The sequence below is a fragment of the Saprospiraceae bacterium genome (assembly GCA_026129545.1).
GTDB lineage: Bacteria > Bacteroidota > Bacteroidia > Chitinophagales > Saprospiraceae > M3007.
In genome coordinates this window covers 2,388,537-2,402,706 of the sequence record JAHCHX010000001.1, presented here as the reverse complement: position 1 = coordinate 2,402,706, position 14,170 = coordinate 2,388,537, and the positions used below count along the sequence as shown (strand labels likewise).

Sequence of the window (14,170 nt, the reverse complement as noted above, 5' to 3'; positions counted from 1 at the left end):
CTGTTCAAAATCAGGGAGAGCAATCATGGTCATCTGACAAATCCTGACAAATCAAGGTATACTTCCCATTCGCCAACGAGGCGGCTTGCTGCCCGCGCTTATCAACAACATGAAAAAATTCGCCATTTCCGACATTCACGGCTGCCGCAAATCTTTTCTGGCCCTGCTTGACAAAATAGCTTTGTCAAAAGCCGACACGCTTTACCTGTTGGGCGATTATGTGGACAGAGGCCCCGATTCCAAGGGTGTGCTGGATGCTATTTTTGACTTGCTCAAAGATGGATACACCGTGCGTTGCTTGCGTGGCAACCACGAGGCCATACTCCTCCGCTCCTTGTACGACCTGACGGGGCTTGACAATTGGCTGCAAACGGACGGCAAAAAGACTTTGGACAGTTTTGCGGTGGAAGCCACACATCAAATCCCCGAGTCGTATCTTGAGTTTTTGCGGGAAATGGACTATTTCATCGAAACGGACGGCTACATCCTCGTTCATGCCGGGCTGAACTTCAAACTTTTCGACCCGCTCAAAGACCAGCGCGACCTTTTGGTGATTCGACATTGGTACGGCGATATCCGCTACGACTGGTTGGGCGAGCGCATCATCTTGCACGGACACACGCCGCTAGCCCGCATGGACATAGAGCAACAGCTGAACGAGTTGGCCGAAAATCAATACCTAGACCTTGATGGAGGTTGCGTTTATGCGGGAAGCGAGCGCCCGGAGCGGGCGGGTCAAGGAGTCCTATGCGCGTTTGACATGACCGACCGACGCTTGTATTTTCAAGAAAACATCGAGTGATGGGGCGTTTTTATGCGAAATACAGGCGTTTTTTCTCTTTTCCTTCTAATTAGTTGTGTTTTAACTGTCAACTGATTCGCCTTTGAGCGAGGGTTAGTTGGGGCACCTGTTACTTTGTGTCAAGTTCAGGAAAAAAAGACAGCGGTTTTTTCAAAGTTATGATTTACACCTCTGGCGCGTCGAGCATAAACCCCTCCCCTGAACCAGACGCGCAAAAGGATGTAAAACTCCAAACCATGTAGCATTATGATACCGATGCAAGTAGAGGAAACCCTCGCCACCCCCCAGTCCTTTCGTTTTACGGGACAATCCGTCGTGACGATTCAGGAACTCCCCACCACTGGTCCTTGGCCAGCCAATCTGATTGACAACAAACTCATCCAGTGCGAACAGCCAGTGCGTTTCGGATTCCAATGGACTGTCAGCGGCGTGTTGGTGCCCTTGCTGAGCAACTCCAACAGGTGGAAAGTGCAGCTGCACTTTGAAAAATGGGGCCCGCTTGAGTTTGACCTCGGTGCCAACGGCACTACCTACGTCAACTTTGTGCCTGTCAGCGGACACACTTACAATGTGGTCATCACGCTGCCTGCCAACTCCATCCCAGAGGGCGTGTTTGAAGTCGTGGCCATCCTGCGCCTCTACGACCAACGCAATCAGCCCATCCCGGTGGCGGGTTTCGCCGAACTTGGCAAAATCGAATTCTACGAAGCAGCCTGAGCTGCTCGCTCGTAGGCGATTCGCTAAAAGCCGCTTCTTCCCCTCGGGGCTGGGGCGGCTTTTCTTTTCACCTAATAAAAACCGAACACCATGAGTGCTCATCACAAAGACAAGAGAACAAAAGAGCAGATACTTAAGCTGCTTGACAACGCCCTCACACAAGAGGAGCATCTTTCCGAAAAAATAAAAAATCTGGAAGTTCAACTGGCTGACTGTCGCAAGAAAGCAGAAGACCCTCGTCACGAACTCACCGAAGGCGCACTCTCGGCCAGCAAGGTTTCTTTTCGCATTGACTACTACCGCACCGCAGAAAGTGGGCCGCTGAAAGGTATCATCGAACACCTTCCTTCCCGTCACAACAGGCCCTTCGAAGGGGAGGGCATTGATACCATTAGTGTATTCATCTATCATTTTCTCAATGAAGATGTGGGAAACTCACTCAAAAAAGCCAAGACCGTTGCTGAAAAAAAATCGGATTTGAACTTACCTAAAGAAGCTGCAATAAAAACGCACACTGCCATGCCACACACAGAATCAACCGCTACGACATCTATCGAGATGGTAGATGCTTCCACCACTCTCGAAACGACCACTACCTTAGGGTCAAGTTTGATGCGTCGCCTGAAAGCCGAGTTTGAGGAAGAAACTAAAAATGTTGAAACCAGCACAAAGGATAAGCCTCCGTATGTCGAAACAACCAATTCAGGCATATCGCCAAGAGTGCGGCGACTTTTGGAACTTTCTGCTACCGAGATGGTGACGGACAACCCGCACACCAAACAAGCGATGCCTCCCCAAGAAGAAACTGAGCCAACAAATGCAGGCCAAGGCAGGCTGCTACAACGGTTGAGAAAGGAATATATGGAGAGCGTGAATCAGTTGTGATGGACCACTCTTCTCAAACCCTCCAAGTTTTGCTCACGGGTACTCATGCCTATGTGCTGTGCCGTTGAGCGGCCTCGGCGCACGTTCATTTCGCCCGTTTTCCAGTTGAGCCGGCGTTCGTAATCCTGACAGTGCGGACAACGCCAAGTAATCCACTCGCCATCGCGGTGGCTGGTGCATTCGTGTATGTCGGAGGGAAGACCCTCGACGTGCAATAATTCGCTCATTGATAAAAAAGCGCTTCAAGATGAAAAGATGCAGCTTATGAGGTGAGCTTCCAACGATTTGAGGATTAGAGGTCGAAAAAGATGCAAGAAAGCAAACAAAAACCACTCCATGTGTTGACGGAGGCTGCTTTTTTAACATTAAATCGGCGAAACAGTTCTAGAGCAGCTCGGAACGCCAACAAGAAGAGGGGATTAAGAATTAAATTTCGATTAAATTAAGTTCGGGTGTAATTTTTGCGCGCAAAAAAAGGTTCTTTTGCTGATGTAAAAACAGACACATTGACCACTCTGCGTCACAGAGTTCACTTGAGCGGAAATTTTGCCAAGCCCCTTTTTAATCCCCCACTCCATGCCCGCCTCATCCAAGTCGGCTTCCGCAATCGCTCTCTCCTGCTAATCTAAACAAGCAAGCGACCGAGGTCACAAAACAGGTATTCTGAAAAAAACCACAAGTTGAAATCATGTGCAAACATGATAGGCATTAATATTCTTCCATCAACCAAACTCAAGCCCTATGGCGAATACCAAAGTATTGCTTTGTGGCAACCACGCCCCCCTCTTACAAATGTTGCGCAACACAAGCAACATACCTGTTGAACAAGCCGCCAACGACAGCGAGTGCCAGTCTTTCCTGCAAATGAGCGAGGTGGGGATGGTGGTCGTGATTCATGTGCCGGGTAGCGACGGCTTCTCCACACTGCGCAATTGCAAACGCAGCAACCCTAACGTACCTGTCATCGTCGCCACATCCGATTATTCCGGCCCAACCACCCGCCTCCTCCTAAAATCCGGCGCAGAGGATGTGCTTGGATTGCCTGTCAAAAGCGACGATATCCTTGCGTGCTACGAGGCATATCTGCCCGGCTATCGGCTCAAGCCATCGGCAGGGAAAAACGGAAAGTCCAATCATGCGGCGGGCAAGGCGCTGTTGGCGGCAGTAGCCCCCGGCATGGTGGTCGCTGGCGTTGACATGGCACAGCTTCCCACCGCTCCCGATGCCTTTTTGCCCACAACGGGTCAGGACACCGAGTACGCGTATCGAGGGCTGGAGCTCTTCTTTTTCGGCTCATTCGGGGTGCTGCACAATGGCCGCCGGATAGAGTTTACCAATCAAGCCAAACACCTCTTTGCCTATTTGGCCTACAATCACCCTCGCGCTCTTTCACGCGACCACTTGGCTCGTACTTTTTGGCCCGACAAGTATGAGAGTATGCCCGAATTTGCCCGCAAGAGCCTCAATGTGGAACTTTGCCACATCCGCCGCACCTTGCGAAACCAAGCTGGCGTGGAGCAGGATATTTTGGTGTTTGAAAAAAATGCCTACCGCTTGCAACTCGAACGCTCCCCAGAATCGGACGTGCTAACCTTCAAGGCATTGCACCAAAAAATTCAGGAACACTTGCGGAAAGAAGGGGAAGCGCCCGATGTGTTGCTTCAAAACGCCATCAAGACTTACAAGGGCAATTTTCTCGACGATTTCCCGGCAGACACTTTTGGCTGGGTCGAATTCGAGCGCCAGCATCTAAGCTCCGTGTTCGAGCAAATAGCCGACCTGTATAGCGCCCAGTTGTGCGCCAAAAACGACTACTGGAAGGCCATAGCCGTATGCAACGAGATACTTGGCCGCGATGCACGCATGGAAATAATCCACCGCAGAGCCATGCAATGCTATGCCAACCTCGGCATGGCACACAAGGTGGAAGCACAATACAACCTGTGCTGCAAAACAATGGAGCAGGAATTCCAATCGAAGCCCTCACCGGAAACGATTCAACTGTACGAAGAAATCAAGAACAAAGGCAAAGCAGCGTGACGAAGGTCAGCATCTGACTTTGATTCGTCAAAATTCCTCAGTAGTGGGTCTATGGGATGCATTGAAAAGTCAATGACATCCCATAGTCACGTTCAGACAAAGGGTATATCTATTGGTGAACTAGGGGGTGAATCCTATTAGCATCTGATGTTCAAGCATTTATTCAGGCGACGATTTCAAATCACTGCCTGAATGGCACATGTTTTCAGCCCCCCAGATTCGCATACATTATGAAAAAAATCCCGTTTAAGCAACTCAAAACCGCACACCAATGGAAAAGGCAAAAACCCGCCAGCAAATCGCCATCGAATATGGCATCAGCCCCAAGACACTGGGGCGCTGGCTCAAAAAAGCCAACATACAACTGCCCGCCCGCGACCTGATACCGCCGGCATTGCTCGGAGAGATATACGCCCGGTTCGGCCGTCCGGTCGTGACCAATGGCGGCTGAAGAAGGCCAATCGTGTCCGTTGCAATCCATTAGGCCTCACCCCCAAATTTGTGTCACGCAACGAGGCTTTTTTCGCCGCTTGCGAGCTCAATCATCAGGGCAGGTTGATGGTCGCACTACCCTTCGTGTTAGCAAGGGTGTTTCTCCAATTTTTTCCAACAATCATGAAATCCTCTGAAAAAACGATTGAAGTAGAACAAAATGGCGACGGCACCACCAGTCACTCCGCCGTGTCGAACACCCCTTCCGGGCCCGCGCCCTCACCCCGCTCTCTCTCGCTCGATGAGCTTGAAGCCGACGTGATGCTCTCAGAAGCGGACTTGGAAGAGATGGATGCCGATTTGGAAGCCAACCAAGACGAATTCTTGCCGGATGCCTATTTTGGCACCTACCCCGACGCGCAACCACGCAGCCTGACCGAGGTCATCATCGGTACAGACGACCGCGTTCGCATCAACCCGACCACATCTTTCCCCTGGCGTGCGATATGCGCCTTGCGCATCACGGCTGCCAATGGCAATCGTTACATCGGCACAGGGTGGCTCATCAGCCCGCGCACGGTCATCACGGCTGGACACTGCGTGTTCATGCACGCCGCTGGTGGTTGGGTGCGCTCCATCGAAGTCATACCGGGACTTAATGGCGCACTCAAACCTTATGGCAGCGGTGTCTCCACCAATTTCCGCTCAGTCAGTGGATGGGTCAGCAGTCCCAATCCGAATTTCGACTACGGTGCCATCATCTTGCCGCCCAGCTACAAACCGGGACTTGCCACGGGTCTTTACAAGACTGCTGTCTTGAATGATGCCACACTGCTGGGCATGACCCTCAACCTATCCGGCTACCCGGGCGACAAAGGGGGCAGCCAGCAGTGGTTCCACTACAAGAAGCCCAAATCCGTCAACAGCCGAAGAATCGTGTACGACATTGACACGATGGGAGGTCAAAGCGGCTCGCCCGTTTGGTACAAGTCGGGGGTTGACCGTTTTGCGGTCGGCATCCACACCAACGGACACGCATCGGGCAATTCTGCCACGCGCATCGTGCCCGCTGTGCGTACCAATTTGAACAATTGGGCATCCTTGGGTCTATGAGTCGTCCGCATTTGCTGCAACGGGGGTTTGCACTATTGGTGCTAACCCCCGTTTTATCCTTTTACTGTGCTCAAGTGGAACCAACAAAGTCATTCAAAAAAATGGTCAAAATCGAAGGCATCGTTTTGCAAGACAACCTACCCCTCAGCGACGCGGTGGTCACTGTCGTGGAAGGCTCTCAACCGTTCCACGACATAGCGTCTTTGACTGACAGCAGTGGCGCTTTCACCCTGGAGTTGCTGCCCGGCACCTATCTCATCCGTGCTTATCACGACGACCGGGAAACAGAAACAACCATTGAAGTGCGTCCCAATCAATCGGAGGTTTCTGTCCAGCTCAGGTTTTAACGGGTGCGTTGTATAGCGTTGGTGCTACCTTTGCCCCATGAAAGTTCACACACTTGATTTGGGGTTTCTGAATATCGAAAATGCCATCGCTTCCTACGTCGTTGAAGGAAGCGGTGGCTTGGTTTTGGTAGAAACCGGCCCCGCTTCCACGCTGGCACACTTGGAAACAGCCTTGCAAAACAACAACTGGCAGCTGACCGATTTTCAGCACGTTTTTCTCTCTCACATCCATTTCGACCATGCGGGGGCTGCGTGGGCCTTTGCTCAAAAAGGCGCCACCGTCCACGTTCACCCTAAGGGGCTGCCACATTTGATGGCGCCTGAGAAACTTTACAACTCCGCCCGAATGATATATGGGGGACAAATGGAAGCTTTGTGGGGGCCAATGCATCCCATTGAGGCATCGCGGTTGTCCGCTCCATCGCATGGCGACACCGTTCAAGCCGCCGGACTGACGTTCACGGCATGGCATACGCCCGGCCATGCGGTCCACCACATTGCGTGGCAAGTGGGCAAGGGTGCCGAGTCGAGCCTGTTCACCGGAGATGTGGCCGGAGTGAAAATAGGCAATGGCCCAGTGGTCCCGCCCTGCCCACCACCCGACATCCAAGTGGAAGACTGGTTGGCTTCCATTCGTTTGATGCGCGAGCTGCCTGCCGAAACACTTTATCTGACACATTTTGGCAAAATCACCGACAAGACAACCCACCTGAACGCGCTCGAAAACCGTCTTTTGGCTTGGGCGGAATGGATGAAACCCTATGCCGAACAGCAAACCCCAGCTGAGCAAATCGTGCCGCTATTTGAAAAATATGTGGCGGACGAGCTCACCGCGCTTGGTGTGGACGAACGTGGCTTGCGTCGCTACGAGGCCGCCAATCCAGCCTTCATGTCAGTGGCCGGCCTGCTGCGTTATTGGAAAAAAAAGTTTGAGCGTTGACACTGATTTAGCCACCTACAATCCCCTATGGATATTCTACAAAAACTTGAAGGACAGGAAGTTTTGATTTTGGGCGACGTGATGCTCGACCGCTATCTCACTGGCTCCGTGAGCCGCATCTCGCCCGAGGCGCCCGTGCCTGTCGTGTTGCACCACGCCACGGAAGACCGTCTGGGGGGCGCAGCGAACGTGGCGCTCAATGTGCGAGCATTGGGTGCCACTCCCATCTTGTGCAGCGTGGTTGGGCGCGACGAGGATGGCGAGCGCCTCAGGCACATACTCCCGGAATACGACATCACGGCAGAAGGCATCGTGGCATCGCCCATGCGCCGCACGACGGTCAAAACCCGCGTGTTGGGCAACAATCAACAGATGCTCCGCATTGACAGCGAGGACGCTCACGACCTGAATGAAGAGGAGACGAATTTCTTTTTGCAAAAAGTATCGCAATTGCTGAAAGAGCGCCCTATTCGCATCGTCATTTTTCAAGACTACAACAAGGGAGTGTTGACCCCATCCGTAATTCAGTGGATGGTGACCGCGGCAAAAGAAAGAGGGATTATGACTGCCGTGGACCCCAAGAAAGCCAACTTTTTCGCCTATGAGGGCGTGGATTTGTTTAAGCCCAACTTGAAAGAAGTGAGGGATAGCACGCCATTTTCGGTGCAGCCAGAGTTGCCGTCGCTTCAGCGAGCTTCGGATTTTTTGCGCGAAAAATTGCGAAATCGTTTTACGATGATTACGCTATCGGAAAAAGGCTTATTTTTGGACGGCGGAAATGACGGGGCGATTTATCCGACGGAGCCACGCGACGTGGCAGATGTGAGCGGGGCGGGCGATACGGTGATAAGTGTGGCGGCATTGGGATTGGCGGCAGGTTTGGACTTAAAGACCATTGCAGCCTTATCCAATCTCGCAGGGGGACAAGTGTGCGAATTTCCGGGGGTGGTACCTGTGCGGCGCGACATTCTGGCCAACGAGCTCAAACATTTTTTCACATAAACAATCCGCGCACCATGAAGGCTTTCTTTACATTACTTTCATTTCTCGTGGCAGCAACAACCCTCCAAGCACAGTATTCGGCAGTCCCTGACACCCTCGTCAAAGAACGTTTTGAGACCGACCCCACTCCTTTTATGCTTCCCTTTCCTTCTGGCGACGACCAAGACTGGGTAAACTATGACGGCGACATGATGGAAGGCAATTGCGTCGTGGACGATATAACCCCACCTGCTTGGTATTGGGAAAGCGACTTGGGAGCAGAAAACGCGGAAGAGGCTACCAACTCCGCATTCACCAGCTGTTCTTGGCTCGACACCACAGGGATAAGAACCGACAATTGGCTCATCGTGAAACCCATCTTCATACCCGACGACTCTTATTGGCTGTGTTGGCGCTCGCTCACCTTTGAAGGGCCACGTTTTGTGGATGGGTACAAGGTTTTGGTTTCAAAAACCTCCAACGAGCCTACCGCCAACGTATTTGCCGACACGCTGTTCAAGGCGGCAGAAACCATCAACGCTCCCACGTTTTTCACGCTCGACGTGAGCAAGTTCAAGTACTCGGAGGGCTACATCCACGCCAACGGCTACACGGACACCAGCTACTACTTTATCGCCTACGACGATGCGGGATTCCCCTACTACCGGGGCAAGATGGAGCCACACTCCGTCTCGCTGCACCAATATGCCAACGAAACGATTTACATCGCCTTTCTGCACGATTCCTACGACGACCATTTGTTGCAAGTGGACGACATTATCGTGACCAACTCGCCTCCACCATCCTCCACCCACTTAATAGGCAATATGCTGTACTTCAATGTCTTGCCAAACCCTGTGCAAGACAAGGCGTATTTTTCATGGAAAATGAAAACGCCCCAAGAAGGCCGTTTGCTCGTGGCCGACAGCGCCGGGAGAATCGTGTCGCAGCAAGCTTTTGGTAGCCGCGCAGAAGGTCAGATTTTTGTGGAAACACAACGGTGGGCTTCAGGTGTTTACTATTGCACGCTGGAGACAGCAGCAGGCCGGGCCACCACAAAGTTGGTCAAGATGTGATATTGCGCCCGTTCGGCAGAAAGACACGGGCGCATCGTGTTTACGTGTCCTTCTGCCGAATGCTCGAGTTTGCCGAAATCTTCGTTCGGTGTGTGTTATTTAAAAAATTTGTTTCTTTGCCCCATCTTTTTACTGTAAACACGTCCTTTGACATCCCATGTTAAGTCGCCGCAGCGTTCGAATCAAAGTGATGCAATTGTTGTATATGCTCAATCGCGACGAGCAGCTCGCTTTTCCCGATTTGGTGAAGGAGTACAACGATGGCATCTGGAAGACTTATGAGCTTTACATCCTCCATCTTTATTTGCTTCTCAAAGTAGCGCAATACGCCGAAAAAGACGCTGCCAATCGCGCTGCAAAACATCTACCCTCCGATGAGGACAAGGCGTTCACACCGCGACTTTACAGCAACCCATGCACCCAAAGCCTTGCCAACCACAAGGAGTTCCTCAACATCGTCGCCAAATACAAGCTCAACCAAAACATTGACAACGACCACGTCCGCGTCATGTACAATGCCTTCGCAGACACTCCCGAATATAAAGCCTACCTCGCGCTGACGGAGCCTACCAACGAGGAACACGCGAAAATCCTGCTCGAACTGTATCGCGTTCTTGTCGCCAACGACCTTTTCATCGAGATTTCGGAAGACCACTACAACAATTGGCCCGATGACGAGTCGCTCGTCGTGGGGGCTATCAAAAAGACCCTCAAGGCAATGCCCGTGAGTGGCGAGTTTTACAAAGAATTTGAACCCGCGGACGAGACCGTGCGAGAATTCGGCGAGCAATTGCTCCGCAAAACCTGCCAAGAAGACCTCGCTCTCTTCGAGCAGATAGAACCGACGCTCAAAAACTGGGATGCTGACCGAGTAGCCGTGCTCGACATGATTATGCTCAAAATGGCGCTGTGTGAGCTGCTGCACTTTCCCACCATTCCCACCAAAGTCACGCTCAACGAATTTGTCGAAATCTCAAAAATTTACTCCACCGACAAAAGCAAGGACTTCATCAACGGCATTCTCGACCGGCTGATGAAAAAGCTCCTGAAAGAAGAAAAAATCGTGAAAGAAGGCCGCGGATTGATAGAGTAGCACTCGTGTTCCGAGCTGACGGCAGTATTCGCTGGAATTGTTTTCTGGCAGGATTGACAAGATTGACAGGTTTAAGAAACAATCCTGTCAATCCTGTCAAAAAAAAGAGACTCGCAGCCGATTTCGGAACATGAGCCGAGTCCTCCATTTTTTGGAGGGGCATCAATTGAGCGTGATAGGCTTGCCCTCGTAGAAGTCCAAGATTTTAAGTTTGAACAAATAGTCGAAGCGGGCCACCGTCAGGTCATTCTCTGCAATGTCAAGGTTGTTACGAGCGGTGGTGAGGTCAAGCGTGTTCACAGCGCCGAGTTGGTGGCGTTTTTCAGTATTCTCATAAGCAATTTTGGTAGCATCAAAAGTTTTCTGCGCGGCATCCAGCTGTTTGCGGGCTGCGCGAGCGTTGGCAATCGCCGTTTGGATGTCGTTTTTAAGTTGCTGACGAGTCTGATTTTGTTGCAATTGGGCATTCAGCACATTGAGGCGGGCACGCTCCACGCTAAGCCGTGTGCGACCATTTTGATAAATGGGGATGCTGATGTTTAAGCCTACTCCCTGGCCAAAGTTCTGGTCCATCTGCTTTAAATAAGGAATCTTATCGTATTCAAACCTGCTGACAAACTGCTGGATAAAAGCATCTTCATTGTTGATGCGCACAGGAATGGGCGGGGAAAGCTCCTGACCGAGGAACCTGCCGTTTTGAAAATCAAGAAAACGGGTAGAGTAGTTGCTGGTCAGGTTGGCAAAGAGCGATACCGAAGGCCAATAGGCTGATTTGGCGACATAAACCCCTTCTTCCGCGCTTTTGATGCGGTAATCGGCGGCACGGACGTTGGGCTGTGTGCCCAATGCCACATTGTAGATAGGGGTCAATGTCATTGCTTCGGGCGCGGCATCTGCTGGCACGGATATCGTGGGTCGTTCGATGCGGAGGTCGAAGTCAGGTTCCAGCTGGAGCAATTGTTTGAGGCTGAGGTAGGCCAATTCGACGCTGTTTTGTGCCTGCACCGCTGCTTGCTCGCCTTGCGCGATTTGCGCCAGGATATTGAAGCGGTCGGCGGCTGGGAGATTGCCAGCGTCAATCAGTTTTTGGGTGGCATTGAGTTGTTCGGTACTGGTGGCCACTCGCTTTTGGGCATTTTTCAACTGTTCCTCAAAAAGCAGGATGTTCAGATAAGCTTGCGCGATTTGCAGCGCGAGCGTGTTGGTGGTTTGTTCTGCATCGGCTCGCGATGCTTGCGCATCCCACGATGCCTGCCGCGTGGAGTGGTGAATGAAACCACCGTTGAACAAGCCCACGCCAGCATTCAGACTGACGCTGTTGAAGCCTGTGGCAACGGTGCTGAACTGGTTGGTGGTGGGGTCAATAGTGCGGCCAAACTGTTCGCCCGCATTGAAACTAGAGCTCACGTTGGGCAAGCGAGCGGCCTTGGCTTGGCGCTCGGAAAGCAAAGCCGTTTTCACGTTGGCTTCCGCCTGTTTCACGCTAAGGTTATTCTCCTGCGCATAGAGAATGCAGCGTTCGAGCGACCAAACTTCTTGCGCGCGAACGCCCGCCGCAAAGAAGAGGGCGGCAAAAAGGGGCATTAGAAAGTGCTTCATAGTGTAACAAAGTGATTGTACCTGTTTTTCAGCCGTTTTTATCCGAATGCAAGAGTACGCAGACACTTTGGAGACGTGCGAGAATTTTCTATAAATGAATGTTTTGGGCGGATAAAATGGAAAAATTTGCGTGTCCTTGCAACCGATGCTCTATAAACTTGCCTGTGTGGGCAAGCGCCTTTTCTCAAATTTTAGTCAACTTTGCCACCGCAATATCAGTTGTAGCGAAAAACACTGAGAACTGCGCCCTCGCATCAATTAATACCATTTATTCATGAAACGAAGCATGATAGCTGGCATCGGCCACTACGTCCCCGAACGCATCGTGACCAACGATGAATTGACCCGTGTGATGGACACCACCGACGAGTGGATTCAGGAACGAACTGGCATCCGAGAACGTCGATACGGCCAAAAACACCAAGAGACCACCTCTTCCATGGGGGCTGTCGCCACGCGCATCGCTTGCGAGCGTGCCGGCATAGAGCCAACCGACATTGATTTCATTATTTTCGCCACGCTTAGCCCCGACTATTACTTCCCGGGCTGCGGTGTTTTGCTCCAGCGCGAATTGGGCATCACACACAAGGAAGTGGGCGCGCTCGACGTGCGCAACCAATGCAGCGGCTTCGTGTATGCGCTCAGCATTGCCGACCAGTTCGTAAAGACAGGCATGTATAAAAACGTGTTGGTGGTTGGCTCCGAGATGCACTCGATGGGACTTGATTTTAGCACGCGCGGACGCAACGTGACGGTCATCTTCGGCGACGGAGCGGGAGCAGCCATCGTGCAGCCCACCGAGGCTCCCGAACGAGGCATCCTCACCACCAAACTACATTCCGATGGTACCCACGCCGAAAAACTTGCCTTCATCAATCCCGGCTCTCACGGCGGATATCATTTCAAAAAAATGGGCGAGGAAATAGATTTTGGTTACCCGCCTGCCGACACTTACGGCGAGATTTTCCTGACCCCCAAAATGATGCAGGAAGGGATGTACTATCCCAACATGGAGGGCCAATTTGTTTTTAAAATGGCCGTGCAGAAATTTCCTGAGGTGATTCACGAGGCGCTGAACGAGGTGGGGCTGAAACCATCCGATATCAATATGCTCATTCCGCACCAAGCCAATTTGCGTATCAGCCAATTCGTGCAAAAGATATTGGGGCTGCGCGACGACCAAGTCTGGAACAACATCCAAAAGTTCGGTAATACCACCGCTGCATCGGTGCCGATTGCCTTGTGCGAGGCTTATGAGGCCGGAAAAGTAAAAGAAGGCGACTTGGTTTGTCTGGCGGCGTTTGGCAGCGGGTTCACTTGGGCAAGTGCGTTGATTCGTTGGTAAACAGCCCTCTTCGGCGCTGCGCGACGATGCTTTTCACCGCTTTTTTACAGCGCCAACTATGCAGCAATTCGCCCATGAACAAGATTGCTAAGGCCACGCAAATCAATACATTGTGTGCGATTTGCACCCCGCGAAGCCATGCGTCGAAGAATGGCTCTATCACGAAAAGCTCGAGGGCGACAACCAGTGCTGCCAGCAGTGAAAATGCGATGAAGACGGCCCGCGTTTTCATCAGCCAAACGGGCTTTTGCCGGAGCAGGCATTTCTCCAAAAAACGGCGCGGCATCGGGGCGTCGGGGGCGATTTTTACCAACTCGCGCAGCACATGAATGGCCTTCGGGTATTCCTCCAAATGAAATAGCGAAATGGCTTTCCGAAAGAGCACGCGCTCGTACAAGTCCTCGCCGCCCCACGACTCGACATTTTGCATGATGATGATTTCGAGCAAATGGTCGCTCATCACCAGATGTTTGCCGTGTTGTCCCGTTTCAAAAAGCGCATTGGCATACACGAGCGTACACTCCAGATATTCGTCGAACTCCAATGCGCGAATGCCGTCCTCATACTGCTCATAAAAGCGCACGATGCCGTGAAAGTCGGCGGATTCCAAAGACTTGAAGTCCCGATATAGGCGCAGGCGATTGGCTGGCAGAAAATTCATGATTTGAATATGGGTGACTGCTGCTTGTTGAACAGCTGGCGAGCAAAGAAGTTTTTTGGATACAATCGAACACCCCGGAGAACGCATTTGTCCGCCGGGGTGTTCGATTGTGTCACACACCCTGTGCCGCAAAAACGCA

Annotated in this window: 15 protein-coding genes; 12 read left to right on the top strand and 3 right to left on the bottom strand. The window is 51.9% G+C overall.

Annotated features, from left to right (window positions below):
• Positions 1 to 109 precede the first annotated feature (109 nt).
• From KIS77_09135 to KIS77_09125, 3 genes are all read left to right on the top strand, one after another.
• Positions 110 to 802: a serine/threonine protein phosphatase gene (locus tag KIS77_09135; protein MCW5922496.1), complete on the top strand. Its 693-nt coding sequence runs from the start codon at positions 110 to 112 to the stop codon at positions 800 to 802.
• Between the two features lie 246 nt (positions 803 to 1,048).
• Positions 1,049 to 1,519, top strand: a complete 471-nt coding sequence (locus KIS77_09130; protein ID MCW5922495.1) for a hypothetical protein — start codon at positions 1,049 to 1,051, stop codon at positions 1,517 to 1,519.
• A gap of 90 nt (positions 1,520 to 1,609) precedes the next feature.
• The gene (locus KIS77_09125) at positions 1,610 to 2,404 is read left to right on the top strand and encodes a hypothetical protein (protein ID MCW5922494.1); all 795 of its coding nucleotides are present in this window, start codon (positions 1,610 to 1,612) and stop codon (positions 2,402 to 2,404) included.
• On the opposite strand, the gene KIS77_09120 is transcribed toward KIS77_09125, so the two are convergent.
• Positions 2,395 to 2,631 (bottom strand): hypothetical protein, encoded by a 237-nt coding sequence (locus KIS77_09120; GenBank protein ID MCW5922493.1) that lies wholly within the window; start codon positions 2,629 to 2,631, stop codon positions 2,395 to 2,397. The two genes, KIS77_09125 and KIS77_09120, sit on opposite strands and share 10 nt — an antisense overlap.
• Before the next feature lie 514 nt (positions 2,632 to 3,145).
• Between KIS77_09120 and KIS77_09115 the strand changes: the two genes are divergently transcribed.
• From KIS77_09115 to nusB, 8 genes are all read left to right on the top strand, one after another.
• Positions 3,146 to 4,444 carry a winged helix-turn-helix domain-containing protein gene (locus tag KIS77_09115; protein ID MCW5922492.1) on the top strand — a complete coding sequence of 433 codons (1,299 nt, stop codon included), beginning with the start codon at positions 3,146 to 3,148 and terminating at the stop codon, positions 4,442 to 4,444.
• 271 nt (positions 4,445 to 4,715) lie between these two features.
• Positions 4,716 to 4,895 carry a hypothetical protein gene (locus KIS77_09110; GenBank protein MCW5922491.1) on the top strand — a complete coding sequence of 60 codons (180 nt, stop codon included), beginning with the start codon at positions 4,716 to 4,718 and terminating at the stop codon, positions 4,893 to 4,895.
• 164 nt (positions 4,896 to 5,059) lie between these two features.
• The gene (locus tag KIS77_09105) at positions 5,060 to 5,989 is read left to right on the top strand and encodes a serine protease (GenBank protein MCW5922490.1); all 930 of its coding nucleotides are present in this window, start codon (positions 5,060 to 5,062) and stop codon (positions 5,987 to 5,989) included.
• Between the two features lie 101 nt (positions 5,990 to 6,090).
• Positions 6,091 to 6,336, top strand: coding sequence for a carboxypeptidase regulatory-like domain-containing protein (locus tag KIS77_09100; GenBank protein MCW5922489.1), 246 nt, complete (start codon positions 6,091 to 6,093; stop codon positions 6,334 to 6,336).
• Positions 6,337 to 6,373: 37 nt separating this feature from the next.
• Positions 6,374 to 7,276: an MBL fold metallo-hydrolase gene (locus KIS77_09095; GenBank protein MCW5922488.1), complete on the top strand. Its 903-nt coding sequence runs from the start codon at positions 6,374 to 6,376 to the stop codon at positions 7,274 to 7,276.
• A gap of 27 nt (positions 7,277 to 7,303) precedes the next feature.
• Complete coding sequence (locus KIS77_09090; protein MCW5922487.1) at positions 7,304 to 8,278, top strand: carbohydrate kinase; 975 nt, start codon at positions 7,304 to 7,306, stop codon at positions 8,276 to 8,278.
• A 14-nt stretch (positions 8,279 to 8,292) separates the two neighbouring features.
• Positions 8,293 to 9,333 carry a T9SS type A sorting domain-containing protein gene (locus KIS77_09085; GenBank protein ID MCW5922486.1) on the top strand — a complete coding sequence of 347 codons (1,041 nt, stop codon included), beginning with the start codon at positions 8,293 to 8,295 and terminating at the stop codon, positions 9,331 to 9,333.
• Positions 9,334 to 9,520: 187 nt separating this feature from the next.
• Positions 9,521 to 10,426: a transcription antitermination factor NusB gene (nusB, locus tag KIS77_09080; protein MCW5922485.1), complete on the top strand. Its 906-nt coding sequence runs from the start codon at positions 9,521 to 9,523 to the stop codon at positions 10,424 to 10,426.
• Between the two features lie 162 nt (positions 10,427 to 10,588).
• Here nusB and KIS77_09075 read toward each other — a convergent pair whose 3' ends face one another.
• On the bottom strand, positions 10,589 to 12,025 hold the full coding sequence (locus KIS77_09075) for a TolC family protein (GenBank protein ID MCW5922484.1): 1,437 nt from the start codon (positions 12,023 to 12,025) through the stop codon (positions 10,589 to 10,591).
• 274 nt (positions 12,026 to 12,299) lie between these two features.
• On the opposite strand from KIS77_09075, the gene KIS77_09070 reads away from it, so the two are divergent.
• Positions 12,300 to 13,370, top strand: a complete 1,071-nt coding sequence (locus KIS77_09070) for a ketoacyl-ACP synthase III (protein ID MCW5922483.1) — start codon at positions 12,300 to 12,302, stop codon at positions 13,368 to 13,370.
• On the opposite strand, the gene KIS77_09065 is transcribed toward KIS77_09070, so the two are convergent.
• Positions 13,339 to 14,031 (bottom strand): hypothetical protein, encoded by a 693-nt coding sequence (locus KIS77_09065; GenBank protein MCW5922482.1) that lies wholly within the window; start codon positions 14,029 to 14,031, stop codon positions 13,339 to 13,341. The genes KIS77_09070 and KIS77_09065 overlap by 32 nt on opposite strands.
• Positions 14,032 to 14,170 lie beyond the last annotated feature (139 nt).

What these genes read in the sequence shown, in the direction of transcription:
- KIS77_09110 (MCW5922491.1), top strand. Translation starts at nt 4,716, where the DNA reads ATGGAAAAGGCAAAAACCCGCCAGCAAATCGCCATCGAATATGGCATC.
- KIS77_09130 (MCW5922495.1), top strand. Translation starts at nt 1,049, where the DNA reads ATGATACCGATGCAAGTAGAGGAAACCCTCGCCACCCCCCAGTCCTTT.
- KIS77_09085 (MCW5922486.1), top strand. Translation starts at nt 8,293, where the DNA reads ATGAAGGCTTTCTTTACATTACTTTCATTTCTCGTGGCAGCAACAACC.
- KIS77_09105 (MCW5922490.1), top strand. Translation starts at nt 5,060, where the DNA reads ATGAAATCCTCTGAAAAAACGATTGAAGTAGAACAAAATGGCGACGGC.
- KIS77_09075 (MCW5922484.1), bottom strand. Translation starts at nt 12,025, where the DNA reads ATGAAGCACTTTCTAATGCCCCTTTTTGCCGCCCTCTTCTTTGCGGCG.
- KIS77_09100 (MCW5922489.1), top strand. Translation starts at nt 6,091, where the DNA reads ATGGTCAAAATCGAAGGCATCGTTTTGCAAGACAACCTACCCCTCAGC.
- KIS77_09115 (MCW5922492.1), top strand. Translation starts at nt 3,146, where the DNA reads ATGGCGAATACCAAAGTATTGCTTTGTGGCAACCACGCCCCCCTCTTA.
- KIS77_09135 (MCW5922496.1), top strand. Translation starts at nt 110, where the DNA reads ATGAAAAAATTCGCCATTTCCGACATTCACGGCTGCCGCAAATCTTTT.
- KIS77_09095 (MCW5922488.1), top strand. Translation starts at nt 6,374, where the DNA reads ATGAAAGTTCACACACTTGATTTGGGGTTTCTGAATATCGAAAATGCC.
- KIS77_09070 (MCW5922483.1), top strand. Translation starts at nt 12,300, where the DNA reads ATGAAACGAAGCATGATAGCTGGCATCGGCCACTACGTCCCCGAACGC.
- KIS77_09065 (MCW5922482.1), bottom strand. Translation starts at nt 14,031, where the DNA reads ATGAATTTTCTGCCAGCCAATCGCCTGCGCCTATATCGGGACTTCAAG.
- KIS77_09120 (MCW5922493.1), bottom strand. Translation starts at nt 2,631, where the DNA reads ATGAGCGAATTATTGCACGTCGAGGGTCTTCCCTCCGACATACACGAA.
- KIS77_09125 (MCW5922494.1), top strand. Translation starts at nt 1,610, where the DNA reads ATGAGTGCTCATCACAAAGACAAGAGAACAAAAGAGCAGATACTTAAG.
- KIS77_09090 (MCW5922487.1), top strand. Translation starts at nt 7,304, where the DNA reads ATGGATATTCTACAAAAACTTGAAGGACAGGAAGTTTTGATTTTGGGC.